At 75.3% G+C, this 24,971-nt stretch carries 21 protein-coding genes; 5 read left to right on the forward strand and 16 right to left on the reverse strand.

The window, feature by feature from the left end:
• Nucleotides 1–247 precede the first annotated feature (247 nt).
• The 8 genes from OUQ99_RS16200 to OUQ99_RS16235 form a co-directional block, all read right to left on the reverse strand.
• A complete protein-coding gene (locus OUQ99_RS16200) occupies nucleotides 248–1,366 on the reverse strand; it encodes a sodium:calcium antiporter (RefSeq protein ID WP_267944589.1) in 1,119 nt (372 codons plus the stop codon).
• A 117-nt stretch (nucleotides 1,367–1,483) separates the two neighbouring features.
• Nucleotides 1,484–3,574, reverse strand: coding sequence for a xanthine dehydrogenase family protein molybdopterin-binding subunit (locus OUQ99_RS16205; protein WP_267944590.1), 2,091 nt, complete (start codon nucleotides 3,572–3,574; stop codon nucleotides 1,484–1,486).
• The gene (locus tag OUQ99_RS16210) at nucleotides 3,571–4,563 is read right to left on the reverse strand and encodes an FAD binding domain-containing protein (protein WP_267944591.1); all 993 of its coding nucleotides are present in this window, start codon (nucleotides 4,561–4,563) and stop codon (nucleotides 3,571–3,573) included. Before OUQ99_RS16210 ends, OUQ99_RS16205 begins: the two co-directional genes overlap by 4 nt.
• Entirely contained in the window at nucleotides 4,560–5,078 is a 519-nt protein-coding gene (locus OUQ99_RS16215) for a 2Fe-2S iron-sulfur cluster-binding protein (protein WP_267944592.1), read from the reverse strand. The genes OUQ99_RS16210 and OUQ99_RS16215 overlap by 4 nt, the downstream gene beginning before the upstream one ends.
• A gap of 208 nt (nucleotides 5,079–5,286) precedes the next feature.
• Nucleotides 5,287–5,847 (reverse strand): TIGR03086 family metal-binding protein, encoded by a 561-nt coding sequence (locus OUQ99_RS16220; protein WP_267944593.1) that lies wholly within the window; start codon nucleotides 5,845–5,847, stop codon nucleotides 5,287–5,289.
• 40 nt (nucleotides 5,848–5,887) lie between these two features.
• Nucleotides 5,888–6,412: a hypothetical protein gene (locus OUQ99_RS16225; protein ID WP_267944594.1), complete on the reverse strand. Its 525-nt coding sequence runs from the start codon at nucleotides 6,410–6,412 to the stop codon at nucleotides 5,888–5,890.
• A gap of 202 nt (nucleotides 6,413–6,614) precedes the next feature.
• Entirely contained in the window at nucleotides 6,615–8,102 is a 1,488-nt protein-coding gene (locus OUQ99_RS16230) for an MDR family MFS transporter (RefSeq protein ID WP_431061422.1), read from the reverse strand.
• Nucleotides 8,103–8,398: 296 nt separating this feature from the next.
• Nucleotides 8,399–10,039: a BCCT family transporter gene (locus OUQ99_RS16235; protein WP_267944596.1), complete on the reverse strand. Its 1,641-nt coding sequence runs from the start codon at nucleotides 10,037–10,039 to the stop codon at nucleotides 8,399–8,401.
• A gap of 808 nt (nucleotides 10,040–10,847) precedes the next feature.
• Here OUQ99_RS16235 and OUQ99_RS16240 point away from each other — a divergent pair.
• Nucleotides 10,848–11,894, forward strand: a complete 1,047-nt coding sequence (locus OUQ99_RS16240) for a phosphotransferase family protein (protein ID WP_267944597.1) — start codon at nucleotides 10,848–10,850, stop codon at nucleotides 11,892–11,894.
• A 163-nt stretch (nucleotides 11,895–12,057) separates the two neighbouring features.
• Here the strand turns inward: OUQ99_RS16240 and OUQ99_RS16245 are convergent, their stop codons facing one another.
• The 4 genes from OUQ99_RS16245 to OUQ99_RS16260 all read right to left on the reverse strand — a co-directional run bounded on the left by OUQ99_RS16245 (nucleotide 12,058) and on the right by OUQ99_RS16260 (nucleotide 16,129).
• On the reverse strand, nucleotides 12,058–13,215 hold the full coding sequence (locus tag OUQ99_RS16245; protein WP_267944598.1) for a glycerol dehydrogenase: 1,158 nt from the start codon (nucleotides 13,213–13,215) through the stop codon (nucleotides 12,058–12,060).
• Nucleotides 13,216–13,464: 249 nt separating this feature from the next.
• Entirely contained in the window at nucleotides 13,465–14,955 is a 1,491-nt protein-coding gene (locus OUQ99_RS16250; RefSeq protein WP_267944599.1) for an aminopeptidase P family protein, read from the reverse strand.
• Nucleotides 14,956–15,181: 226 nt separating this feature from the next.
• Complete coding sequence (locus OUQ99_RS16255; RefSeq protein WP_378551995.1) at nucleotides 15,182–15,715, reverse strand: GNAT family N-acetyltransferase; 534 nt, start codon at nucleotides 15,713–15,715, stop codon at nucleotides 15,182–15,184.
• Nucleotides 15,716–15,844: 129 nt separating this feature from the next.
• The gene (locus OUQ99_RS16260; RefSeq protein WP_267944600.1) at nucleotides 15,845–16,129 is read right to left on the reverse strand and encodes a DUF3099 domain-containing protein; all 285 of its coding nucleotides are present in this window, start codon (nucleotides 16,127–16,129) and stop codon (nucleotides 15,845–15,847) included.
• Between the two features lie 175 nt (nucleotides 16,130–16,304).
• Here OUQ99_RS16260 and OUQ99_RS16265 point away from each other — a divergent pair, with 175 nt between their 5' ends.
• Nucleotides 16,305–17,402, forward strand: coding sequence for a pyridoxal-phosphate-dependent aminotransferase family protein (locus OUQ99_RS16265; protein WP_267944601.1), 1,098 nt, complete (start codon nucleotides 16,305–16,307; stop codon nucleotides 17,400–17,402).
• 177 nt (nucleotides 17,403–17,579) lie between these two features.
• On the opposite strand, the gene OUQ99_RS16270 is transcribed toward OUQ99_RS16265, so the two are convergent.
• From OUQ99_RS16270 to OUQ99_RS16280, 3 genes are all read right to left on the reverse strand, one after another.
• Entirely contained in the window at nucleotides 17,580–18,509 is a 930-nt protein-coding gene (locus OUQ99_RS16270; protein WP_267944602.1) for an oxygenase MpaB family protein, read from the reverse strand.
• Nucleotides 18,510–18,694: 185 nt separating this feature from the next.
• Nucleotides 18,695–19,384, reverse strand: a complete 690-nt coding sequence (locus OUQ99_RS16275) for a response regulator (protein WP_267944603.1) — start codon at nucleotides 19,382–19,384, stop codon at nucleotides 18,695–18,697.
• Nucleotides 19,351–20,739: a sensor histidine kinase gene (locus OUQ99_RS16280; RefSeq protein WP_267944604.1), complete on the reverse strand. Its 1,389-nt coding sequence runs from the start codon at nucleotides 20,737–20,739 to the stop codon at nucleotides 19,351–19,353. Before OUQ99_RS16280 ends, OUQ99_RS16275 begins: the two co-directional genes overlap by 34 nt.
• A gap of 301 nt (nucleotides 20,740–21,040) precedes the next feature.
• Here OUQ99_RS16280 and purB point away from each other — a divergent pair, with 301 nt between their 5' ends.
• Both purB and OUQ99_RS16290 read left to right on the forward strand, forming a co-directional pair.
• A complete protein-coding gene (gene purB, locus OUQ99_RS16285) occupies nucleotides 21,041–22,471 on the forward strand; it encodes an adenylosuccinate lyase (RefSeq protein WP_267944605.1) in 1,431 nt (476 codons plus the stop codon).
• Nucleotides 22,472–22,673: 202 nt separating this feature from the next.
• Nucleotides 22,674–22,916 (forward strand): histidine kinase, encoded by a 243-nt coding sequence (locus OUQ99_RS16290; RefSeq protein WP_267944606.1) that lies wholly within the window; start codon nucleotides 22,674–22,676, stop codon nucleotides 22,914–22,916.
• Between the two features lie 313 nt (nucleotides 22,917–23,229).
• Here the strand turns inward: OUQ99_RS16290 and OUQ99_RS16295 are convergent, their stop codons facing one another.
• Nucleotides 23,230–24,189, reverse strand: a complete 960-nt coding sequence (locus OUQ99_RS16295) for a threonine ammonia-lyase (protein ID WP_267944607.1) — start codon at nucleotides 24,187–24,189, stop codon at nucleotides 23,230–23,232.
• Between the two features lie 59 nt (nucleotides 24,190–24,248).
• Here OUQ99_RS16295 and OUQ99_RS16300 point away from each other — a divergent pair, with 59 nt between their 5' ends.
• Complete coding sequence (locus OUQ99_RS16300) at nucleotides 24,249–24,842, forward strand: flavin reductase family protein (RefSeq protein WP_267944608.1); 594 nt, start codon at nucleotides 24,249–24,251, stop codon at nucleotides 24,840–24,842.
• Nucleotides 24,843–24,971: the final 129 nt, after the last annotated feature.

Here is a 24,971-nt window from a genome sequence, read left to right on the forward strand (position 1 = left end):
AATCGCACACTGTGCGTCCCGGAATGTGGTCACCTAGGGTCATGGAAGCCGAAGGCGCGCCTGCGGGCCGTACCGGTTCTCCTCCCCGGGCGAGGGCCGGGGACCGCTGACCCTCTCCCCAGTTCGGCCCCCGGCGCCCCCTCCGGGGGCCGACTCCCAGCCGCCTACCTCCTGCGGGCGGGGCGCCGGGCGGGTTTCCCGCCCGGCGCCCTCCGGACCGCGCCCCGCAGCGGCCGGCGGACCCGCCTCAGAAGGCCAGCACACCGACGATCCCCGCGTACACGGCGATCAGCAGCACGCCCTCGAAGCCGATCCGGCCCCATCCGCGCGCCTGGCGGACGATGAGCCCGGCGAGGAGCACCACCGTCATCAGCAGCGCACCGCAGGTGAGGAAGAGCTCGTCGGTTCCCGCGACGTGGAACAGCGACCCCGAGCGGTAGAAGACGTCGCCCACCGCCAGGTTGAGCACGTCCAGGCTGTTGCCGCCGATGATCGCCGCCACGGCCAGCGTCATGGCGCCCCGCCGGACGGCGGCGACCGCCGCGACCGTCTCGGGCAGGGCGTTGACCGCGCCCATCGCCACCGCGCCGACGAGCCCCGCGCTGAGCCCGGTGGACTCCACGACGACGACCGCCGCCTCCGCCAGGGCCCAGCCGCCCACGGCCACGACGGTGCCGACCACCGCGAAACCCGCCCACAGGGAGGCCGTGCCCCCGGCCCCCTCGCCCGCCGGGGTGTCCGCGCGGACGGCGTCCACGGTCCCGCTCCCCGCGGAACCGCCCCCGGAGCCGGGCGCCGGGGCGCCGCCGGAGGCGCCGGGGACGTCCACCACCGTCTCCCGCGTGTGTACGGCGCGCCACATCGGGTGCGCTCCCTCGTGGTGGATCAGCCGGAGCCCGCCCGCGTAGAAGGCGACGAGGACGACCGAGGCCGGGTGGACCCCCAGCACCGTCACGTCGGGCCCGAAGCCGGACATCAGGGCCAGGGACAGCATCCCGATCAGCAGGCAGCAGAAGAGCAGGTTCGCCGACGAGGCCGCGGCGTGCTCCAGGTTGGCGCGGCGGTGGAAGAAGTCGGCCACCGCCAGAGCGAGGGTCTGGGCGGCGATCCCCCCGACGGCGTTGCTGTAGGCCAGCCCCGGCTGGTCCGCGGCGGCGCTCACCGCCGTCATCACGATCCCCGACAGGGACGTGGCCAGGCCGAAGAAGACCGCGCCGAAGACGGCCTCCCCCCACCCCGTGCGGTCCGCGAGGACGTCCCCGAGGGTGGCCATCCTGACGCTGGCCACCACGGTCACCGCGGCCACCAGGACGAAGATCGCGATACTCCAGCCCAGCGACCACGGCGGTGCCATCGCTTCCACCATGTGCGTTCCCTCCCCGTGTCGGTGCACGGTCCCCGGGCTACCCGCGGCGGGGCGCTCCAATCGGGCCCGCGCACGCGCGCGGGCCCGCCGCCGGGGCGAGCCGTCCCTCCTCGCAGGTCAGCGCAGGAAGAGGTCCGGGGTGAGGGGCAGGTTCCTGACCCGGACGCCGGTGGCGTGGTGGCAGGCGTTCGCGACGGCCGCCGCCGTGCCGACGATGCCGATCTCCCCCACGCCCCGTGAACCGAGGGGGCCCGCGTGCGGGTCCTCCCCCTCCAGCCAGTCGGCCTCCAGCCCGGACACGTCCGCGTGCACGGCGACGTGGTACTGGGCCAGGTCGTGGTTGACCACATGGCCGAAGGCGGGGTCGACCACGCTCTGCTCGTAGAGCGCCATCGACAGGCCCATGACCATCCCCCCGAGGAACTGCGAGCGCGCCGTGCGGGGGTTGACGACCCGGCCGACCGAGAACAGGCCCAGCATGCGCGGGACCCGGATCTCCCCCGTGTCGGCGTGCACCCGCGCCTCCACGAAGTGGGCGCCGAACGAGTACTGCGAGTAGCCCGGCGTCGCGGTGTCCTCGGGCGCGGTCCCGCGCGCGCTCGCGCCCGGCGCGGGAGCCTCGCCGTGTTCGGCCCTGAAGACCCGGGCCGCGGCGACCAGCGCCGCCCCCCAGGACGTGGTGCCGCTGGAGCCGCCCGCCACGGAGGCCTCCGGCAGGTCGGTGTCGCCGATGGAGACCACGACCTCCGACAGCGGGCGCCCCAGCGCGTCCGCGGCGATCTGGGTGAGGGCCGTCAGCGCTCCGGTGCCGATGTCTGCCGCGCCGATGCCGACGTGGTAGCGGCGGTCCTCGCCGTACCGGATCTCGGCCACCGACCCCGGGTTCACCATGTGCGGGTACATGGCGGAGGCGACCCCCGTGCCCACCAGCCAGTCGCCCTCGCGGCGGGCCCCCGGCGCGGGGTCGCGCCCGTGCCAGCCGAAGCGCTCGGCACCCTCGCGCAGACACCTGACGAGAGCCCGGTCCGACCAGGGCTCCCCCGTCGAGGGGTCGACCGGGGGTTCGTTGCGCAGGCGCAGCTCCACCGGGTCGACCCCGCACTCGTGGGCGAGCTCGTCCATGGCCGACTCCAGCGCGTACATCCCCGGCGCCTCGCCCGGGGCGCGCATCCAGAACGGGATGGGCGCGTCCAGGGGCGCCAGCCGGTGCGTGGTGCGCCGGTGGGGGGCCGCGTACATCATGCGGGTGCACACCCCGCTCTGCTCGGCGAACTCCTTGATCTTCGAGGTCTGCTCCACGACGTCGTGCACGACGGCGTCCAGGCGCCCGTCGCGGTCGGCCCCGAGCCGCAGCCTCTGGATGGTGGGCGTCCGGTAGCCGACCAGGCTGAACATCTGCTGCCTGGTCAGCGCGAACTTGACCGGGCGTCCGGGGACGGCGCGGGCCGCCATCGCGGCCAGGACGTTGTGCGCGTGCGCCGAGCCCTTGGACCCGAACCCTCCCCCGACGTACGGGGCGACCACCCTGACGCGCTCCGGGTCGAGGCCGAAGACCCCGGCGACCGTGTGCCGGACGGGGTGCGCTCCCTGGGTGGAGTCGTAGAGGGTGAGACGGCCGCCCCCCTCGTCCCACAGGGCGACGGTGGTGTGCGGCTCCATGGGGTTGTTGTGCTCCATGGGCGTGCGGTAGGTGCGGTCCACCACGACGGCCGCGCGGGCGAGCGCGGCGTCGGGGTCCCCCTGCTCGGTGTCCGCCTCGACACCGGTGTTGACCTCCTCCGGCCGGTACAGGCGCGGGTGGTCGGCGGTCAGCGTCACGTCGTGCGCGAGCGTCTCGTAGGCGACGTCCACCAGCCCGGCCGCCTCGCGGGCCGTCTCGGGCGTGTCGGCGACCACGGCCGCCACGAACTGGCCGCGGAAGGACACTTCGTCGCTCTGGAGGACGGCGAACTCCCGGTCCTCGGTGTCGGCCAGCCGTTCGGCGTTGGCGGGCGTCAGGACGGCGCGCACCCCCGGGAGTTCCTCCGCCCGTGCGGTGTCCACGGCGCTGACCCTGCCCCGGGCGACGGTGGACAGGACCGGGCCCAGGTACAGCGGGTCGGTGAGGGCGTACTCGTAGGCGTAGGGCGCCAGGCCGGTGACCTTGGCCTCCCCCTCCAGGCGTGTCAGCGGACGCCCGACGGACGGCGTGCTCGGCGTGGTGGTCATCGTGCCTCCTCGGCGGTGAGGCCGCGCAGCGTGGACGCGAGCGTGTTGACGGCCATGGGGACCTTGAAGGCGTTGTCGCGCCCGGTGCGGGCGTCGGCGAGCTCGGCGCGGGCGGCCTCGCGGAACGCCTCCTCCGTCGCCGGTCCGCCGATCAGCGCCTCCTCCGCGCGGTGGGCGCGCCAGGGGACGTGCGCCAGTCCGCCGAAGGCGATGCGCACGTCCGCGACCGTGCCGTCCACGACGTCGAGCGCGGCGGCCACCGACACCAGCGCGAACGCGTAGGAGGCGCGGTCGCGCACCTTGCGGTAGGCCGACCGTGCGGCCACCGGCAGGTGGGGCAGGTCGACCGCGGTGATCAGGTCGCCGTGTCCGAGGACGGTGTCGCGTTCGGGTTCGCTGCCGGGGAGCCGGTGCAGGCCCGGGATCGGCACGACGCGCTCCCCGCCGGGGCCGAGCACGCGCGCCTCGGCGCCCAGCGCGGCGAGCGCCACCGCCATGTCGGAGGGGTGGGTCGCCACGCAGTGGTCGGAGGCGCCGAGGACGGCGTTGTCGCGTCCGTGCCCCTCCAGGGCCGAGCAGCCCGTGCCGGGCTCGCGCTTGTTGCAGGGCGTGGTGGTGTCCTGGAAGTACGGGCAGCGGGTGCGCTGGAAGAGGTTCCCGCCGGTGGTGGCGGCGTTGCGCAGCTGCCCCGAGGCGCCGGCGAGCAGCGCGGCGGACAGGACCGGGTAGCGGCGGCGGACCGCCGGGTGGGCGGCCAGGTCGCTGTTGGGCACGGAGGCGCCGATCCTGAGTCCCCCGCCGGGGAGCTCCTCGACCCGGTTGCCGAGCAGGCCGCGCACGTCCACGAGCCGGGTGGGCGAGGCCACGCCGAGCTTCATGTGGTCGACCAGGTTGGTGCCGCCCGCGAGGTAGGCGGCGCCGGGGTCGTCGGCGACCAGGGCGACGGCGTCCGCGGGCCCGTCGGGCCGCGTGTAGTCGAAGGGCCTCACCGTGCCGCCTCCCTGATCGCGGCGACGATGTTGGTGTAGGCGCCGCACCGGCACAGGTTGCCGCTCATGCGCTCGCGGATCTCCTCGTCGTCCAGGCTCACCGGGGCGTCGAGGTCCGCGGTCGCGTGGCTGGGCCAGCCGGCCTCGGCCTCCCGCAGCATGCCCACGGCCGAGCAGACCTGGCCGGGGGTGCAGTAGCCGCACTGGAAGCCGTCGTGGTCGACGAAGGCGCGGGCCACGGGGTGGAGTTCCCCGCCGGGGGCGCCGTCCCCGCTCCCCAGGCCGGCCGCGGTGGTGACGTCGGCGCCGTCGTGCGCGACCGCGAGCGCCAGGCAGGACAGGATGCGGCGCCCGTCCAGGAGGACGGTGCACGCTCCGCACTGCCCGTGGTCGCAGCCCTTCTTGGGCGAGGTCGCCTCCAGCCGGTCTCGCAGCGCGTCCAACAGTGTGGTGCGGGTGTCGACGGTGAGCCGGCGCTCCTCACCGTCGACCCGCAGGGTGATCGTGGCGTCCACCGGATGTGCCTTCCCCTCGTTGCCCCTCGTACAGCTCTCGTCCCAGTGTGTGACACGGGGGTGGCTCGGCGAAGCCGCCACGTCGGGGCGGTGCCGGACGGCTCGTGCCGCGTCCGGGGGCGCCCCGGAGCCGCCGGGGACAGGGGCTGCGGCAGCCCGGCGGAGGGGCGGGTGCGTCCCCCGCCGGCCGCCCGCGTCCGGGGACCGCTCAGGGCGTGCGTCCGGTGAGCGCGATCAGGCGGTCCTGGGCCGTCGCGTCGGGGCCGACCGGGGAGGGCGCGTCGAACATCTGCCCCGGCCCGAAGTCCTGATCGGAGGCCCAGGCGTGGAGTTCCTTGGCCAGGTCGGGGTCGAGCGCCTCGTCCGCGCCGATCGCGCGGGCCAGGTCCCAGGCGTGGACGGCCAGGTCGAAGGTCATCTGCCAGAGGTACACCTCGGCGGGCACGTCCCCGAAGGACAGGTGGACCGTGCGCTCCAGGGACGACAGGCCGAGCCAGGCCGTCCGGGCCTCCCTCGAGACCACCGCCCAGGAGGCCGCGGGCTCCTCACCCAGGTTGTCCCCGTCGAAACGGTCGCCGACGTCCTCCATCCGGGCCCCGCCCAGCAGGGGCGGGACCCACAGCTGCTCGGTGGCCAGGTGGTTGACCAGGTCGTGCACGTCCCAGTCCGTGCAGGGCGTGGGCCGGGCCCAGTCGGTGAGCCCGACCGCCCGGACCCGGCGGTCGAACTCCTCCAGCGCGGTGCCGTGCAGGTCGATCAGGCGTGCCATGTGCTTCCCCAGGGTCGGATGCGTGTTCTGCCCGGGTCACCTACCCGGAGCGGGCGCGGGCCGAACCCGCCCCCGCGAGGAGGTGCGGGCGGCCGGTCCGCCACGGGCCGGGCCCCTCGTCCCCGGCCGCGCCGCGGACCCCCCGGCAGGCGGCCGCCGCGAGAGCGAGGGCGAGGCCGTCCTCGACGAGGGCGCCGATCCACGGGGGGAGTCCGCCGTCGGTCCACAGCTTCCGCCACCCGGACCCCGCGAGCGCGCCGAGGGGCGCGGCGGCGGCCGCGAGCACGGCGCTGCCGGCGACCGGTCGCGAGCGCTCCCGGGCCAGCATCGCGCCTCCGGCGGCCGCGCTGGCGGAGCGGGCGAGGAGACTCGGCCAGGAGAGGCGGCTGGGGACGACCGGAGACTTGTCCGCGACGAACTCCCCGAGGACTCCCGCGGCGAGGAACACCCGCCGCCGCCCGGACGAGGCCGGCCACAGGGGTGCGGCCGTCCCGAGCGAGGAGCGCGCGCCCGCCGCCAGGCCGAGCATCACGGCGCCGGCCGCGTGCGTTCGCGTCGTGCCCATGTCTCCCCCTCCGGTCCGGGCCGCCCGTGCACGGCCGCTCCGCACCGATTATCCAGGGGCGTCCCGGGGACGGGGCGAACGCGCCGCGGACGGCGCGGCGCGTGGAGGAGGGCGGGGACGGGGTCGGGGAAGGAGGACCCGCCGACACGGCGACGGCCGCGCACGGGAGCTCCCGTGCGCGGCCGTCGCCGTCGCGAGGTTCCTAGTGGGCGATCGGAGCGCCCTCCGAGGTGCCCGACTCGACGCGGCGCACGAAGAAGGTCGCCGCGAAGGCCAGGACCGAGATCGTGGCCCCGAGGAGGAAGGCGACGTGGATGCCGCCGGCCTGGGCGCTGATCTCGGGGAGGCCGTCGGTGAGCAGGCTCGCCGAGCTGGCGGACATGACCGCGATGAACGTGGCGGTGCCCGCCGCGCCCGCGACCTGCTGCACCGTGCCGACCACGGCGCTGCCGTGCGAGTAGAGCTCGGGCTTGAGCGACCCGAGCGCGCCGGTGAGCAGCGGGGTGAACATGAAGCCCAGTCCGGCGCTCAGCAGGACGTGCGTGGCGACCACGAAGCCCAGCGGTGTCTCGGTGCCGAACAGCGTCATCGTCCAGAGCACCAGCGAGACGACCGCCGCGCCCGGGATGACCAGCGGGCGCGGGCCGAACCGGTCGTAGAGGCGGCCGACCACCGGGGCGAGCAGGCCCATCGTCAGGCCGCCCGGCAGCAGGGTCAGGCCGGTGACGAGCGTGTCGTGCTGGAGGACGTTCTGCATGTAGAGCGGCAGCAGGATGAGCGTGCCGAACAGCGCCATGAAGCTGACCGCGACGAGGCCGATCGAGATCGAGAACTGACGCGAGCGGAACACGCGCAGGTCGAGCAGGGCGCGGTCGCCGCGCTGGAGGCGCAGCTGCCGCCACACGAACAGCACCAGTGCCACGGCGCCGCCGCCGATCGCGACCCACGGGGGCACGATCGCGGTGGCGTGGCCCTCGCCGAGGCTGGAGAACCCGTAGACGAGGCCGCCGAACGCGAACGCCGACACCAGGACCGAGAGGAGGTCGATGCTGGCGTGGCGGGGCTCGGTGACGTTGCGGATGAACAGCGAGCCGAGGACCAGGCCGAGGAGGGCGATGGGCAGGACGAGGCCGAACATCCAGCGCCAGTCCAGGGCGCTGAGGATGAAGCCGGCGAGTGTGGGGCCGACCGCGGGGGCGACCGCCATGACGATGGAGATGTTGCCCATGGTGCGGCCGCGGCGGTCCGGCGGCACGAGGTTCAGCACGGTCGTCATGAGCAGCGGCATCATGATCGCCGTGCCGACGGCCTGGACGACACGGCCCGCCAGGAGGAGCCCGAACCCGGGCGCGAGGAAGCAGATCAGCGTGCCGATGCTGAACAGCGTCATGGCCGCCATGAACACCTGGCGGAGGTGGAACCGCTGGAGCAGGAACCCGGTGGCCGGGATGACCACGGCCATCACGAGCATGAACGCCGAGGTCAGCCACTGCCCGGTGGAGACGGAGATCCCGAGGTCCCTGTTGAGCGCGGGAAGCGCCACTCCCATGATCGTCTCGTTCAGGATCACGACGAACGCCGAGACGAGGAGCAGCGGGATGACGAGGCGGTCGGCGGTGCGCGGCTCCGCTCCGCCGCTACCGCCGGCCGAGTTCTCCTCGGCCACTGATGGATTGTGCTGCCCGGTCACTGGTGTCCTCGCGTCGTCGTGTGGGTGGTCGTGTCGTGGAAAGGAACGGGGTCCGCGGGGGACGTGTTCGGACCCGCCCAGAGGTACACCAACCTCCCATGGGACCGGGACATTCCCGATCCTACGGGACGGGGCCCATTTACTTCTGTGTTCCAGATCATGGATCGTCCGGGAACCTTCGGAGGCCGTTCCGCGTGCCGGGAACCGGCTGCCCGGAAGGCTTGCACGGAGCCCGTCCACGGCGCGGGCGGGGTCCCTGACGGGTGTACCCGCCCGCGCCGCCGACGGCGCCGCGGCTACCGGGCGCCGCCCGCCGCGACCCGGTCGCCCTCTGCCGAGGGGGCGCCGTCCCCCGGGTCCGACTGCGCTCCCCCGTCCCGCGCGGCCGGGGAGGCGGGGTCGGCGACGATCCCCTGTTCGACGGCCATGGTCCGGAGCAGGCGCGGAGTCGTCCACAGCGTCGGGAGCATGATCAGCCCCACCGGGACCGCGGTGACCACGATGAAGGACTGGAGCGCCTGCACGCCGCCGTCCCCGACCAGGAGGAGCGCGATGGCGGCGGCGCCCATGCCGAAGCACCAGAACGCCCGGAAGTACCCGGGCGGCGTGCCCTCGTGCATGCTCGACGAGGCGATCGCGTAGGACATCGCGTCCAGGGTGGAGGCGAAGAAGATCAGCGTCACCACCACCATGAGCACCCCCAGGAACGCGCTCATCGGCAGCGCCTCGACGATGGCCAGGGCGGCGGCGGGGAGCCCGTCCGCCTCGTAGGCGCCGGAGACGGCTCCGGGGTTCTGCTGCTCCAGGAAGATGCCGGTGCCGCCCAGCGCGGTGAACCAGACGGTGGTCACCACGGCCGGGGCGACGGTGGCCCCCACGAAGATCTGGCGCACGGTGCGGCCCCGGGAGATGCGGGCGATGAAGATCGCCATCATCGGCCCGTAGCCCAGGAACCAGCCGAAGAAGAAGACGGTCCAGTAGCCCAGCCACTCCTGGTCGCCCCGGAAGAGCGCCATCGGCACGAACTCGCGGACGTGGACCGACATCGCCTGGAGGTAGAGGTCGACGACGAAGGGCACGGAGCCGAGTCCGACGATGGCCAGGATCAGCGCGAGGGCCGCCCAGACGTTGGCCTTGCTCAGCAGCTGGATGCCCCGGTTGAGGCCGCTCGCCGCCGACACGGCGCCCACGACGGTCAGCCCCGCGATGATGGCGGCCTGGGTGCCGTACCCGTCGGGCAGCCCGAACAGCCGGCCCCCGATGTAGGACACCTGGAGACCGAGGAAGCCGATCGGTCCGACGGTCCCGGCGACGACCGCGACCACGCAGCTGATGTCGACGACCGCGCCGATCCAGTGGGTGCGCACACGCTCGCCCATGACCGGCCACAGCAGTGTCCGGGGGCGCAGCGGCATGCCCTTCTCGACACCCCGCATCATGACCAGGGTGGCCAGGGACCCTCCGATGGCCCAGGCGGGGAAGCCCCAGTGCACGAAGCTCTGGGCCAGCGCGACCGCGGCCCCCTCCATGCCTCCGGCCTGGTCGGCGTACGCCGGCGGCGCTGCGGTGTAGTGGGCGATGGGCTCGGCGGCGGCCCAGAACACCCCGCCCGCGGCGAGCAGGGTGGTCATGACCATCGCGACCCACCGGAACATGCCGAACTCGGGTGCGGGCATGCCGCCCATGCGGACCCTGCCGTAGCGGGAGAACGCGAGGACGGCGGCTACGGCGAGCATCGCGAGGAGCAGGACCTGCCAGTACGCGCCGAACCATTGTGCGGACCAGGCGAACGCGGCGTCGACGGCGGCGCCGACCGCCCCGGGTGAGGCCAGGGCCGTCACCACGAAGGCGATCAGGAGCACGCAGGTGACGCCCATGACCCAGAGGTCGGGACGGTTTCCTGACGCGGACACGCGTGTGCGCAGGGTGGAGAACATGGAGAAGGGGATGCTCCTCGGTGGGAAACTGCCGACCGGCATTGTCGACGGTCGGCGTGGAAGGGTCCGCCCCGGTCGGCGGCAGGCCGGTCGGACGGCGCCCGCTACGGGGCGCGCCGTCCGGCGAAACACGGAGCCGGACGCCGTCGGGCGGCGCGGGTCCGCCCGGAGACGGTCGTCCCGGGCCGCTTCGGCGACGTACGCGGACTGTGGACGGAGCGGAGGGGTGGGGCGGCGGTGCGTTACGGCCCCCTGGCACGCCTCCGGCCCGTGCAGCGCGGACCAGTCAACCAGGGACGGGACGTGCTTCTCCCGTGAGGGAGGCCACGTCCGGCCGCGATGACGCCTGTGCGGGGGCTCCGGGGCGCCCGTGAGATAACGCACCCGTGTCCCGGGAACGCCTCGGGGGCCGCCCGGCCCCGGCACGTCCGGACCGGAACTCCCGTCCCCGGAGCACGCGGCCGTTCCGGGGGCACCCGCCACGGCGGCTTCCCGACCGGGCCGGGGACGCACACGGGGCGGCCCGCACCGGAGGCGTGGACTTCCGGGCCGGGGCGGGCGGTGTCGGCGGGCCGACCGGAACCGGCGCCGACAGGGTGCGGGGCGCCGCCGCCCCGCGCCCCTCGGGCGGCTGCGGCGTCCGGCGGGTGCGAGGGTGGCATGGGCGTGGGTGGTGAGGGGCGTCGACGGCCTTCCGGCGCGTCGGTGCGGATGCCGCGGTCCGCACCGATGCCGGAGGCCCTCTTGCCGTGTGTCGGGCGAGGAGGTCGTCACCGGCCTCCGTGGCCGGTACGGCTAGGTTGGGCCCATGTGCGTGCAGCCCCCCGCAGCCGACCGCCCCTTTCCCGCAGACCCCGCCCTCGACGCCCTCGTCGGCTCCGCCTTCGGGCGCGGGGCGCGGGTGCGCGAGCACACCGCCCTGTCCGGCGGCACCTACAACACGGTCCGCTCCGTGGTCCTGCGCGACGGCCGGAGGTCGGTCCTCAAGGTCGCGCCGCCCGCCGACCGCCCCCGCCTGACCTATGAGCAGGGCCTCCTGGCCACGGAGGCCCTGGTCTACGCGAGGGCCCGTCCGCTGCTGGGCGGACTCGTCCCTCGCGTCCTGGCCTCCGGGCGGGTCCCCGGAGAACCGGGCCGGGAGTACCTGTTCCTCGACCACCTGCCCGGGGAGACCCTGGAGGATCTGCGGTCCGGCGAGGCGACCGTGCGGTCCTCCGCCGCCCGCCGGGACCTGGGCCGTGCCGTGGCGGCCCTGCACACGGTCACCGGCGACGCCTTCGGCTATCCGGCGGGGTCCGCGGGGCTTCGGGCAGACACCTGGCCGGAGGCCTTCCGCGCCATGGCCGAGGCGGTCGTGGCGGACGCGCGGCGCTTCTCCGTGCCCCTGCCCGGGGGCGGCGCCGAGGTCGTGCGGCTGGTGTCCGCGAACCTCGTCCACCTCGCACCGGTCCGCACCCCCGTCCTCACGCACTTCGACCTGTGGGACGGCAACGTCCTGGCGTCGCGGCCCGGCGCGGACGGGGGCCCCGACCGCGAACCGCGCCTCACCGGGATCATCGACGCCGAGCGCGCGTTCTGGGGCGACCCCGCGGCGGACCTGGTCTCCCTGGCCCTGTTCGGCGACATCCGGGACGACGCCGACTTCCTCGCGGGGTACCGCGACACGGGCGGCGTCCTCGACTTCTCCCCCGGCCTGCTCCGCCGGCTCGCCCTCTACCGGACGTACCTGTACCTGATCATGTTCGTCGAGCCCACACCGCGCGGTCGCGCCCCCGCGGACGCGGCCCGCACCAGGGGGTTCCTGGGACCGCTCCTGGAGGCCGAACTGGCGGAGCTCGCCGGACCGGCCTCCTGAGGCGGGCCCTCCGGCGCGGGCGCCGCCCGCGGCCCCCTTCCCGCACGGTTGCGGGGCCCGGGCGGGGGCGCCCGCCGGGCCGGGCCGCCGGAGCCGCTGCCCCCGGAGCACGGGCCCGGCAGGGCGGATCCTCGGCCCGGGCCGGGGCGGGGCGGGGCGGCGGTCAGCCGTGGTCCGGCGCGGACGGCTCCCCGAGGCCTGCCCGCGCGCGTGCGCGGCGGCCGACCCCCTCGACGGCGCGCAGCGCGTCGCGCACGTCCCTGGGGGTGAAGGCGAAGGGCAGGTTGTGGATGGTCTCCTCCGGCGCGGTCGCCGCGGCCACCACCCGGTCGAGCGTGGCGTCGTCGGCGTCGCCCAGCCCCGCCTCGGTGAGCGTGGTGGGCAGGCCGACGCGGGCCGTGAACTCCGCGAACGCGTCCACCTCCGAGGTCGGGGCGCCCTCCATGAGCAGCTGCGTGAGGGAGCCGATGTTGACCTTCTCCCCGTGCGCCAGGTGGTGCGTCTGGTCCACCGCGGTCAGGCCGTCGTGGACCGCGTGCGCGGCGGCCAGTCCGCCGGACTCGAAGCCGAGGCCGGACAGGAGGGTGTTGGCCTCCACCACCGCCTCGACGGCGGGGGTCACCAGGTTCCGGTCGACCGCCTCCAGCGCGGGAAGGGCCGACTCCCACAGGATGTCCCAGGACAGGCGCGCGAGCGTGGTCCCCGAGCGGGTCGGGAGGCCGCCCACCATGTTGTGGCTGTGCGCGTCGCGCACGGCCCGCGCCTCGATCCACGTGGCGAGCGCGTCGCCGACCCCCGCGGCGAGGAACCGGGTGGGAGCCTCGGCGACCAGCTGCGTGTCCACCACGACCAGGGCCGGGTTGCGGTCGTAGAAGCGGTACGACTCGAACGCGCCGGACTCGGTGTAGACGACGGACAGCGCCGACGTGGGGGCGTCCGTCGACGCGACCGTCGCCGCGCTCACCCACGGGACCCCCGAGTCGTCGCCCGCGGCCTTGGCGGTGTCGATCGCCGTCCCCCCGCCGAGGCCGATGACGACGTCGTGGCCGCCGTCCCCGATCACCGCGGCGACGCGCGCGGCCTCAGCCCGGGTCGGGACGCCCCCGAACCGCTCGAAGACGAGGGGCAGCCCCGCCTCGCGGAAGGAGTCGGTGACGACCTGTTCGGTCAGGCCGCGGACGACGTCGTCGGCCAGGACGAGCGGCCGCGATCCGTGGTCGGCGACCAGCTCGCCCAACCGGGCCAGGGCGCCGCGTCCCTGGACGTAGCGCCCCGGCGAGGCGAAGATCCGCAGCGTGGGGCCCTGGTTGTCGTCTCCCATGAGAGGAGAACCTCCTCTTGCTCGGTGTGTCCTGTCCTTCTCCCCCTGCTCACCGTTCACACGGCGACGCAAACCCCGGGGTGCGAAGCATCACCCGTCCTTGGGCAAACCCGGGGGTTCGGCGGCGGGCGTCCCACACGCGGCTCGGCGTCCCCGTCCCGGATCCGTCGTCCGCCGTCGCGGCGCCCCGACGGCGACGGGCCGCCTCCCGGAAGGGGAGACGGCCCGTGCGCGTACGGCTCGGCGGGGTCAGCGCGGCAGGCGCTCGGCCAGCCAGGCCTCGACGTCGGCGGAGGAGCGGGGCAGGCCGGCCGACATCACGGTGCGGCCCTCCTCGGTGACCAGCACGTCGTCCTCGATGCGCACGCCGATGCCGCGCAGCTCCTCGGGGACGGTCAGGTCGTCGGGCTGGAAGTACAGGCCGGGCTCGACCGTGAGCACCATGCCCGGCTCGAGGTCGCCGTACAGGTGCACCTCCTGGCGGGACACCGCGCAGTCGTGCACGTCCATGCCGAGCATGTGGCCGGTGCCGTGCAGCGTGTACCGGCGCTGGAGGCCCAGTTCCAGGACCCTCTCGACCGGTCCCTCCAGCAGGCCCCACTCGACCAGGCCCTCGGCGAGCACGCGCTGGGAAGCCTCGTGGAAGGCCGTGAACGGCCGTCCCGGGGCGACGGCGGCGATCCCCGCCTCCTGTGCGGCGAAGACCAGGTCGTACACCTTGCGCTGGAGGTCGGTGAAGGTGCCCGACACCGGCATCGTGCGGGTGACGTCGGCCGTGTACAGGGTGGTGGTCTCCACACCCGCGTCCAGGAGCAGCAGGTCGCCCTCGCGCACCGGCCCGTCGTTGCGGGTCCAGTGCAGGGTGGTGGCGTTGGCGCCGGAGGCGGCGATGGTGCCGTAGCCGACGTCGTTGCCCTCGACCCGGGCGCGCAGGAAGAACGTGCCCTCGACGAACCGCTCGGAGGTGTCCTTGGCCTGCGGCAGCGCCCGGACGACGTCCTCGAAGCCGCGGACGGTGGCGTCCACCGCCAGCTGGAGCTGGGCGACCTCCCACTCGTCCTTGACCAGGCGGTGGTCGTCCAGCGTCACGGCCAGTTCCTCGTCGAGCCGGGCGGACCCGGCGCGGGAGTCCTCGTCGGCGTCGGCGCGCAGTCCGTCCACCAGGGCGTCGAGGGCGGCGTCGTGGCCGCGCACGATCCGGGTGGTCACCGCGTCGGAGCGCAGGGCCTCGGTCAGGCCGGTCACGTCGGCGGTGGGCACGCCGAGCAGGGCGGCGGCCTCGTCCAGGCTGTGGCGGCGGCCGGTCCACAGCTCGCCGTAGCCGCCCAGCCAGAACTCGCCGTTCTCGCGGTTGGAGCGGGGCTTGAGGTACAGGACCACGTCGTGGCCGCCGTCGGAGTCCGGGGAGAACACCAGGCAGCCGCCGTCGGAGGTGTCCCCGGTGAGGTACGCGTAGGCGGTGGCGGCCCGGAACGGGTACTCGGTGTCGTTGGAGCGGGTGAGCAGCTGTCCGGCCGGGACGACGAGGCGCTCGCCGGGGAAGGCGGCGCTGAGGGCCGCGCGGCGGCGGGCGGTGTGCCCGGCCTGCTCGACCGGCTTCAGGTCCCGCAGCTCGGTGTCGGCCCACCCGGTGCTCATCCACGCGGCGAGCTCGTCGGAGACCGACTGCGCCTGCCCGTTCTTGCGTGGACTGAACACGGGTGCGTCCGTCTGGGCTCCGGGGCGCTGCTGCTCGCTCACGTCGTGACTCTCCTGTCGGATCCGTCGTAGGGGCCGCGGGTGACGGCCCTCGGTGACCGCTGGTGACGGCCGTTGCCGCCCATCGTACGGGGGGTACCGTACGGGCGACCGGCCGACGGGCATAGCGGCCCCCATAACGCCCGTGGGGCGCCCGCTGTGCCCGGAGCCGACCCCGCGGAACCGGATCGCCGCAGGTCGGGCGGCCCGTGTGGCGGAGGGACTGGGCTCACAGCTCGTGCGCGAAGGGGATCGCGGAGGAGTACGGCAGCTCGTCGAATTCGGCCGGGTCGACCCACCGGTAGCCGATGCCCTCGTACAGGGCGACGGCCTCGGGCTGGGAGGGGCCGGTGAAGAGCAGGACCCTGGTGTAGCCGAGGTCCCGGGCGGCCTCCTCCAGTGCGGCCATCACCCTTCGTCCGAGCCCGCGGCGGCGGTGGCGGCCCGAGGTCCAGATCCGCTTGAACTCGGCGGTGTCGGCCATGGACGCGCGGTCCTTCTTGTAGGGGCGGATCGCGCCCCCGGCGACGACCTCCCCGTCCGACTCCGCCAGGACGATGCGGCCGTGGGGGGCGACGAACTCGGACACCGGGTACCGGGCGAGCTCCTTCGCGGCGCCCTCGGCGCCGTAGCGCTCGGTGTACTCCTCCAGCAGGCCCGCGAGCAGCCCCGCCACCCGGGGGTCGTCGTGGAGCACCCGCAGCATGCGCACCCCTCCGGTGCTGCCGCCCGCCCCGGCGTCCTCGGTGCTGGTGTGCGTCACCGCTTCCCCTCCCCTGTCGTCCGGGAGTCGCGGCGGCCGTCCGGGCGCACGGTGCCCGACCCCGCCGGAATACTACGTGCGGGACCGCCGCTCCCGCCGAAGGGGGTCGGCCGGCCCGGGGCCGCGCGGCTACGAAGGGCCCGGGGCGCGGCCGGGACCGTCCCCGTCGCCGGGGTCGTCGCCGCTCCCGCAGCCCGGGTCTGCGTTGGGACCGAAACGGGCGCCGCGATCCTGCGGGTCGGCCGGGTCGGCGAGGTTGCCCAGGGTGGCCGCGACCGGTGGGAGGACCGACGCCGCCGCGCACATGGCCACCGCCCACCCCGTGCCGAACACGTAGTAGACGGGCAGCGAACCGGCGAAGAGGACGAGGCAGACGCCCATGAGGATCCCGTACTGTCGCACCCTGCGTCTCATCGGGGAACCCCCTCACCGGCGCTGACATCCACGCTACCTGCACCCGCGGCCCGGGCCGCGGGCCCCGGGGAACCCGTCCGGGGGCCGGGCCCCGCCGTCCGCACCGCCGCCGCGGGGCGGACCTCCCCCGCTCCCCGTCACGCGTCCGGCGCACACGCCCCGCTAGTGTGTGCGCATGCCACTGACGGACCGCATCCTGCTCGGCCCCGGCCCGAGCAACCCCTATCCGGAGGCGACCCTGGGGCTCGCCGCGCCCCTCCTCGGTCACCTCGACCCCGAGTTCATCGCCGTGCTCGAACGCACCTGCGACCGGCTCCGGGCCCTGTGGGGCACCGGGAACCCGTTGACGCTGCCCCTGTCGGGAACCGGCTCCCTGGGCATGGAGACGGCCTTCGCCAACACGGTCTCCGCGGGCGACGTGGTGGTCGTCGCGGTCAACGGCCTCTTCGGCGAGCGCATGTGCGAGGTCGCCCGCCGCTACGGAGCCGATGTCGTACGGGTCGACCACGAGTGGGGACAGCCCGTGGACGTGCGGCGCGTGCTGGACGCCCACCCCTCCCCGAGGCTGGTCGCCGTGGTGCACGCCGAGACCTCGACCGGCGTGGTCAGCGACGTCGGCGCCCTGGGCCGCGCCCTGCGCGAGCGCTCCGACGACACCCTCCTGCTCGCCGACTGCGTGACCTCCCTGGGCGGCATGCCCCTGGAGCTGGACGCGTGGAAGGTCGACATCGCCTACTCCGGCACCCAGAAGTGCCTGGGCGTCGCACCGGGGCTGGCCCCGTTCACCTTCTCCGAGCGCGCCTGGGAGCGCAGGGTCACGACCCCGCCCGTGTGGTACGCCGACCTGGGGCTCCTGGGCGCCTACGTGCGCGGCGGCCCCGGCGGACGCGCCTACCACCACACCGCGCCGACGGCGATGATCGCGTCCCTGGACGCCGCGCTCGCACGCATCGAGGCCGAGGGCCCGGAAGCGGTGGCCGAGCGCCACCGCGCGGCCGGGGCCCGCCTGCGCGAGGGCCTGGTGGACATGGGGCTGGAGCTGTTCGCCGCCGAGGGGCACAGGCTGGCGCAGCTCACGTCGGTGCTCGTCCCCGAGGGCGTGGACTCGGCCAAGGTCCGGATGCGCCTGCTCGACGAGTACGGCCTGGAGATCGGCGCGGGCGTGGGCCGCTACGCGGCGTCCGTGTGGCGGATCGGCCTCATGGGCCACAATGCCCGGTTGGACCGCGCCGAGGTGGTGCTCGCCGCGCTCCGCCGGGTCCTGGACAGGTAGGGGCACGGCCCGCAGTCGGCCCGGAAGCCCCGGGGCTCGGGCGGGGCCGCCCACGGGCCGTCCCGTCCTCTCCGCGCGAAGTCCCCCCGCCGGAGGCCGTACCTCGTCGGGCGTGTGCCGGACCACGACGCGTACCGGCCCGCGGGGCCGGGGGCGGGCCCCGGCCGCGAGCGGGCCTCAGACCTCGGCGGGGTCGCGGGGCGCCGGCACGGCCGGCGCCCGGAAGAGCGTGCGGGCGCGCAGCGCCCGGAACCCGTTCTCGACCTCGTACCCCGCGGCCAGCAGGCGCTTCCTCGCCTCGTCGGCGCTGCGCACGGTGGCCTCGTCGAAGACGAGGTTGTAGTACCGCTCCGGCACCAGCTCCAGCCCTGCCCGCAGCCCCCGCAGTGCGGTGGTGGCGAGGGCGTCGCTCCCCGGCGGGTCCGGCAGCATCCCGTAGGCGCGGCGCGCCCACGCGGGCAGGGTGGCGTAGGACAGCGCGCCGACGGGGAACCACAGGGGTTTGAGCGGGGTCAGCCATGCCAGGCGCTCGGGCACCTTGGGCCACAGCAGGAACCGCACCGCCTGCCGGGCCTCGGGGGTGGCGCGCAGGGAGGGCCGGACCGCGGCGAGGTAGCGGCGCATCCCGGCGAGGTCGCGCGGCACGTCGTCGCGGGAGAGGCCGACGTAGGCGGCAGTGCGCGACTGCTCGTCCACGTAGCGGTCCCCGTCCTCCGCCGTCAGCGGCACTCCGGCGCGGTGGGCGGTCTCCAGGTAGGAGGAGACCTCCGCGCAGTGCACCCACACGAGCAGGTCGCGCTGGTCCACCCGGTGCAGGCGTCCGGTGGCCGGGTCGGTGAAGGACAGCGCGCGGTGCACGCGGCGGATGTGCGCGCCGAGGGCCTCGGCCTCGGTGAGGCTGCCGTAGGTGGTGACGGCCACGAAGTGGGCGGTGCGGAGCAGGCGTCCGGTCGGGTCGGAGCGGAAGTCCGAGCGCTGCCACACCCCCTGCATGGCCACGGGGTGGAGCGCCTGGAGCATGAGGGCGCGCACGCCCGCCACCCACATCGACCGGTCCAGGTGGATCTTCCAGGTGACGCTCTCCGGGGCGGCGGCGGTGGGCTGCATCCGTTCTCCTCCGGGCTGCGCGGGGGGTTCGCGCCTTGTGGCGGGCGGTGGTCCCACGATACGTCCGGGGTCCGGGCGCCGCCCCCGGCCCCCTCGGACGCCGTCCCGGCCGGTGGGGTGCGCGCGCGGCGCTCCGGAGGGGAGGGGCGGCCGAACCCGTTCGCGGGGCCCGGCCCGCCCGCCGTTCAGGCGGAGCGCCCCCGCAGGTAGGCCAGGACCGCCTGGACCCGGCGGTGGACGTCCTCGTCCAGGGGCAGGTCCAGCTTGGCCAGGATGTTGCCCACGTGCTTGCCGACGGCGGCGTCGCTGACCACGAGCCTGCGGGCGATGGCCCCGTTGGAGTGCCCCTCCGCCATCAGCGCGAGCACCTCGCGCTCCCGGGGGGTGAGGCGTTCCAGCGGGTCGGACCGGCGGCGCAGCAGCTGGCGGACCACCTCGGGGTCGACGAAGGTCGCCCCGTCCACCACGCGCCGGAGCACGGACGCGAACTCCCGTACGTCCCCCACACGCTGTTTGAGCAGGTAGCCGACGCCCCGGCCGTCCCCCGAGTCCAGCAGGTCGGAGGCGTAGCTCAGCTCCACGTACTGGCTCAGGGCCACCACCGCGAGCCCGGGGTGCTCGGCGCGCAGCCGGACCGCGGCGCGCAGCCCCTCGTCGGTGAAGCCGGGGGGCATGCGGATGTCCGTGACGACGAGGCCGGGGCGGTGCTCGGCGACCGCGGCCAGGAGCGCCTCCCCGTCACCGACCGCGGCGGCGACGGGGAAGCCGAAGCGCTCCAGGACCCCGGCCAGGCCCTCCCTGAGCAGCACGCCGTCCTCGGCGAGGACGGTCGGCACGGGGGTCAGGTCAGCGGGGTCGGGGGAATCGGTCCGCACGGCAGCTCCACTCGGATTCGGGTCGGTCCGCCCTGGGGGCTGGACAGCTCCATTGTGCCGCCCATGACGGCCACCCGGTCCGTGAGCCCGGTGAGGCCGGAGCCCTGCCCCGGCTCGGCCCCGCCCGCACCGTCGTCGGCGACCTCCACCACGAGGGTGTCCGGGGAACCGCCCGTCCCGGGCGGGACGGAGGCGCGCACGGTCACCGCCGTCGCCCCGGCGTGCTTGGCCACGTTGGTGAGCGCCTCGGCGACCACGAAGTAGGCGGTGCCCTCGACGTGGGCGGGCAGGCGGACCGGGACCGCGGCCTCCACGCGCGTGGGGACGGGGCAGCGGTCGGCCAGCTCCTCCAGGGCGGCGGGCAGGCCGCGGTCGGTGAGGACCCTGGGGTGGATGCCCCGCACGAGTTCGCGGAGTTCGTCGATCAGCTCGTCGGCGTTGGCCTGGGCGGCGGCCACGCGCCGGTCGGCCTCACTGCCCTCCTCCAGGTCCAGACGGGCCAGCCCCAGGTCCACGGACAGGGCGACGAGCCTCTGCTGGGCTCCGTCGTGCAGGTCGCGCTCGATGCGCCTGCGCTCGTACTCGAAGGCGTTGACCAGCCGTGCGCGGGACTCGGTGACCTGGCTGAGCTCGGCGCGGAGCTCGTCCTTGGGCGGCCCCACGAGCAGGGCGCGGGCGATGGCGAGGTGCGTCTGGGCGAGGACCGCCGAGGCGTAGAGCAGCACGACGAGGATGACCGGGGCGAGGAGCATGTAGGGCACGGCCTCCGCGGAGGAGGTGATCGTGACGAAGCCCAGGGAGACCTGGCCGCCCCGGGACTCCTGGGCGAGGAGCGGGCCCGTGGCGAAGACCGCCGCCGCGCTGATCAGGGAGCCCAGGACCAGGCAGACCAGGAGTGCGACGGGGACCAGGAGCACCGAGTAGGCGATCTCCCGCCAGGTCGCCCCTTCCGTCAGGCGGGTGCGGGCCCAGGCCCACAGGCCGGGTTCCGGCACACGGTGGCCGCTGGGGAAGGGCCCCCGCGTGATGAACACGAGGCGCCTGCGCTCCAGCGCCCCCAGGGGGAGGGCGATGAGCGGCGCGAAGACCAGGACCATGGCCAGGCCGCCCAGGAACCCGGCCGCCACGGGGCCGGTGGAGAGGGTGTCCCACGGCCTCCTCAGGAGCATCCCCCCGACGAGCGTCCACGGCAGGTAGACGGGCATGGCGACCACGGCCACCGCCAGGCCGACGAACACGGTGTTCGCGGAATGGGCCAGGGCGCGCCAGGGCCAGGCGGTGAGGAGGAAGCGGGGGCTCAGCAGGGCTGCCAGGAGTGTCCTCGGCTGCGCCTTCGTCGTGCGGGGCGTGGTCATGCCCCCACCGTAGGCAGCGGGCGAGGGGGCCGGAATCGGCCCCGCCCCCGGGCCGGGGGTGGGGCAGGGCCCACCCGGGGCGTGTCCCCCCTTCTCCGGGCCCGCGTCCACCGGGCCTCCTCCCACCGCGCTTCCCCACCCGTGGAGCACGGACGGGCCGGGCGCGGCCCCGCCCTGCGGTGGACCGCCGCACGTCCGCCCGCCGCCCCGGCGTCCGCCGGGGCCGTGTCCGCGCCAGGGACCGCCGGGCGGGCCGAGGCCGGGGCGGGCGGCGCAGCTCAGGACGGTAGGGTGGGGCGACGTGAGCGCGAAACCTCTGATCCCCGATGTCCTGGCTGCCCGCTACGCCTCGGCGGAGCTGGCCCGGCTGTGGTCCCCCGAGTACAAGGTGGTCTCCGAGCGGCGGCTGTGGCTGGCCGTGCTGCGGGCCCAGTCGCGTCTGGGCGTCGACGTCCCCGACGGCGTCGTCCAGGACTACGAGAAGGTCCTTGAGCAGGTCGACCTGGCCTCGATCGCGGAGCGCGAGCGGGTCACCCGGCACGACGTGAAGGCCCGGATCGAGGAGTTCAACGCCCTCGCCGGCCACGAGCACGTGCACAAGGGCATGACCTCGCGCGACCTGACCGAGAACGTCGAGCAGCTGCAGGTGCGCGACAGCCTGCTGCTGGTGCGCGACCGCGTGGTGGCGCTGCTGGCCCGGCTCGGACGGCTGTCGGCCGAGTACGGCGGGACGGTGATGGCGGGCCGCTCCCACAACGTGGCGGCGCAGGCCACGACCCTGGGCAAGCGGTTCGCGTCGATCGCCGACGAGGTGCTGGTCGCCCACGGCCGGCTGGAGGAGCTGATCGCCCGCTACCCGCTGCGCGGGATCAAGGGGCCGGTGGGCACAGCGCAGGACATGCTGGACCTGCTGGGCGGCGACCGCGGGGCGCTGGCCGCCCTGGAGGACGAGGTGGCCGGGCACCTGGGCTTCGCGCACCGGTTCACGAGCGTGGGGCAGGTGTACCCCCGTTCGCTGGACTTCGAGGTGCTGACGGCGCTGGTGCAGCTGGCGGCGGGCCCGTCCTCGCTGGCCAAGACGATCCGGCTGATGGCCGGGCACGAGCTGGTGACCGAGGGGTTCGCCGAGGGCCAGGTCGGCTCGTCGGCCATGCCCCACAAGATGAACACGCGTTCGTGCGAGCGGGTCAACGGGCTGACCGTGGTCCTGCGCGGTTACGCGTCGATGGCCGGCGAGCTGGCCGGGGACCAGTGGAACGAGGGCGACGTGTCGTGCTCGGTGGTGCGCAGGGTGGCGCTGCCGGACGCGTTCTTCGCCTTCGACGGCCTGGTCGAGACGATGCTGACGGTGCTGGACGAGTTCGGCGCCTTCCCCGCTGTGGTCTCCGCCGAGCTGGACCGGTACCTGCCGTTCCTGGCCACGACCAAGATGCTGATGGCGGCCGTGCGCGCGGGCGTGGGCCGGGAGACCGCCCACGAGCTGATCAAGGAGCACGCGGTGGGTGCGGCCCTGGCGATGCGCCAGGAGGGCGTGGGCAACCGGCTCCTGGAGCGGCTGGGCGCGGACGAGCGCTTCCCGCTGGACCGTGCCGCGCTGGAGGAGCTGCTCGAGGACCGGATCACCTTCACGGGGGCCGCGGCCGACCAGGTCGCCTCCGTGGTGGCGCGGATCGACGGGATCGTGGCGGAGCGCCCGGAGGCCGCCGCCTACTCCCCCGGTTCGATCCTGTAGCCGTTCCGGCCCCGCGACGCGTCGCCGCGGGGCCGGCCGCCGGGCCCGGGACGGGGGCGCCGTCCCGGGCCCTCCGTGTGTCCTGGGCCCTCGCCCGCCCGGGGCCGTGTATGACGCAGTTCACTCGTGCTAACACTGGGTCCGAAAGTTAACGCCTATTACGGTGAGGGGACCAGACCGCCCGCGAACCCCCGGAGCCCCCGTGACCGACCCCTCCTCCTTCGGCGCCGCCCTGTGGACCCTGCTGATCGTCGCCACGCTCGTCGTCGCGCTGGGAGTGGCCGCCGTGTCCGACATGGCCATGCGCCGCCGCGAGGACCGAGCCGCCCGGAAGACCCCGGCGACCGGCCCGGGCTCCCGTTCCGCCTCCCCCGCCGCCCGGGCGCCGCAGGCGGGCGCGACCGCGGGCGGCGTCCCCGACCGCGACGCCGCCGAACGCCGCTGACCGCAGCAGCACCTCCCGCGGGACGTCCGGTGCCCGCCCGCGGAGACCGTGACCGCGCAGCGCTCCGCCTCCCCTCGCTCGGCCGCCGGGCCCGTCGTGGACGCGCGCGCCGGTCCCGGGCCGGGCCCGGCCAAACGCCGTGATCACCGACGACACGAGCAGGCCGTCGGCCTCGGCCGTGCGGCCCGGGCGGTGGGCCGCCCACACGAACGCCGACGGCCGGCGGAGGGGCAGGGCCGTGCCCGGCAGCCCGGGGACCTGCCCACCGGGCGGGGCCTGCGCCTCCCGGCTCCGGCCCCGAGGGGAGCCGTCCTCAGCCCTGTGCCACCAGGCGGGCGAAGAGGCCGGGATCGGCGTTGCCTCCCGACACCACCGCCACGGTCGCCTCGGGCCGCCCGGGGACGGTGTCGATCCGGCCGGCGAGGAGGGCGGCGGCCGCCAGGGCCCCGCTGGGCTCGGCGACGACGCGGGCGCCGTGGGCCAGCACGCCGACGGCGCGGGCGATCTCGTCCTCGGTGACGGTGACGATCCCGTCGAGTCTGGCGGCGAGGTGCGCGAACGTGCGCTCGGAGAGGCCCACGCGGACGCCGTCGGCCATGGTGCGGCCGGTGCGCTCGGGCGGCCAGGTGACGGGGTGTCCCACGCTCAGGCTCTCGGCCGCGTCGGCGGCGAGCTCGGGTTCGACGCCGATGACGCGGACGCGGCGCGGGTGGACGGTCCAGGCCGCGGTGGACACCCCGGAGGCCAGCCCTCCCCCGCCCACGGGGACGACGACGGTGGTCACCTCGGGCGACTGCTCCAGGATCTCCAGGCCGACGGTGCCCTGCCCGGCGATGACGTCCGGGTCGTCGAAGGGCGGGATCAGCGCGAGCCCCTCGGTCCGGGCCAGTTCCCCGGCGACCGCCTCCCGCTCCCGGGGCGGCGCCATGACGACGCGGGCCCCGAGGGCGCGTATCCGGTCGACCTTGACCTCGGGCGCCCCCTCGGGGACCACGACGGTGCAGGGCGCCCCGTGCCGGGCGGCGGCGAGGGCGAGGGCCTGTCCGTGGTTGCCGGAGGAGTGCGTGACCACGCCGGAACGGCGCTGCCCCGGACCGAGCAGGGCGACGGCGTTGGTGGCGCCCCGGATCTTGAAGGCGCCCGTGGCCTGGAGGCTCTCGGGTTTGAGGAGGAAGTCCGCACCCGGGGGACCCGCCGTCAGGGGCGTGCGGACCACGTGGCCCTGGAGGCGGGTGGCTGCGGCGCGGACGTCGTCGGCGGTGACCAGTTCCATGCGCCGTGTATGCCCGTCGGCTGCGCCGGCACACGGCCGAGGCTGCATAATCGGAGCCGATGCGTACCGAATGGACCCCAGACGACCTGCCCGGACGGGCGTTCTACCAGCTGATGACCTCCGTGGTGGTGCCGCGCCCCATCGCGTGGGTCTCCACCACGTCCGGCGACGGCGTGGACAACCTGGCGCCGCACTCGTTCTTCACGATCTCCTGCACCGAGCCCCCGATCGTGCAGTTCACGTCGGTGCGGCGCAAGGACTCGCTGCGCAACGCGGAGGAGACCGGCGAGTTCGTGGTGAACCTGGCCCCGGAGGCGATGTGGGACCAGGTCAACGCCAGCGGCACCCCCTACCCGCCGGAGGTCGACGAGTTCGAGGCCCTGGGGATCGGGCGCGAGGCGAGCGTGTCGGTGCGTCCGCCGCGGGTGGCGGGGTCCCCGGTGGCGCTGGAGTGCACCCTGCACTCGACGCTGGGGCTGGGCGACTCCACGGTGGTGTTCGGAAGGGTCGTGCGTGTGGCCGTGCGCGAGGACGTGCTCGCGGACGGGCACCCGGACGTGGAGCTGATGCGCCCATTGGCGCGGCTGGGCCGCAACGAGTGGTCGACGCTGGGCGAGGTGCGGGCGGTGGACCGCCTCCCCTACCGCCCCTGAGGGCGGGCGCGGAGGCGACCGGCCCCGGAAGAGCCGGTTCCGGGGCCGGCGGCTCCGCCCGGGCCGCCGGCGCGAGGGGCCGGTCCGCGCTCCGGCCCGGGAGCGGTTCGGGGCGCGGCGTGCTGCGGC

The organism is Streptomonospora nanhaiensis, assembly GCF_026642255.1.
GTDB lineage: Bacteria > Actinomycetota > Actinomycetes > Streptosporangiales > Streptosporangiaceae > Nocardiopsis > Nocardiopsis tropica.

Coding starts and splice junctions, on each gene's coding strand:
- OUQ99_RS16200 (WP_267944589.1), bottom strand. CDS start 1,366: ATGGTGGAAGCGATGGCACCGCCGTGGTCGCTGGGCTGGAGTATCGCG.
- OUQ99_RS16205 (WP_267944590.1), bottom strand. CDS start 3,574: ATGACCACCACGCCGAGCACGCCGTCCGTCGGGCGTCCGCTGACACGC.
- OUQ99_RS16220 (WP_267944593.1), bottom strand. CDS start 5,847: ATGGCACGCCTGATCGACCTGCACGGCACCGCGCTGGAGGAGTTCGAC.
- OUQ99_RS16225 (WP_267944594.1), bottom strand. CDS start 6,412: ATGGGCACGACGCGAACGCACGCGGCCGGCGCCGTGATGCTCGGCCTG.
- OUQ99_RS16235 (WP_267944596.1), bottom strand. CDS start 10,039: ATGTTCTCCACCCTGCGCACACGCGTGTCCGCGTCAGGAAACCGTCCC.
- OUQ99_RS16240 (WP_267944597.1), top strand. CDS start 10,848: ATGTGCGTGCAGCCCCCCGCAGCCGACCGCCCCTTTCCCGCAGACCCC.
- OUQ99_RS16245 (WP_267944598.1), bottom strand. CDS start 13,215: ATGGGAGACGACAACCAGGGCCCCACGCTGCGGATCTTCGCCTCGCCG.
- OUQ99_RS16260 (WP_267944600.1), bottom strand. CDS start 16,129: ATGAGACGCAGGGTGCGACAGTACGGGATCCTCATGGGCGTCTGCCTC.
- OUQ99_RS16265 (WP_267944601.1), top strand. CDS start 16,305: ATGCCACTGACGGACCGCATCCTGCTCGGCCCCGGCCCGAGCAACCCC.
- OUQ99_RS16270 (WP_267944602.1), bottom strand. CDS start 18,509: ATGCAGCCCACCGCCGCCGCCCCGGAGAGCGTCACCTGGAAGATCCAC.
- OUQ99_RS16280 (WP_267944604.1), bottom strand. CDS start 20,739: ATGACCACGCCCCGCACGACGAAGGCGCAGCCGAGGACACTCCTGGCA.
- OUQ99_RS16295 (WP_267944607.1), bottom strand. CDS start 24,189: ATGGAACTGGTCACCGCCGACGACGTCCGCGCCGCAGCCACCCGCCTC.
- OUQ99_RS16300 (WP_267944608.1), top strand. CDS start 24,249: ATGCGTACCGAATGGACCCCAGACGACCTGCCCGGACGGGCGTTCTAC.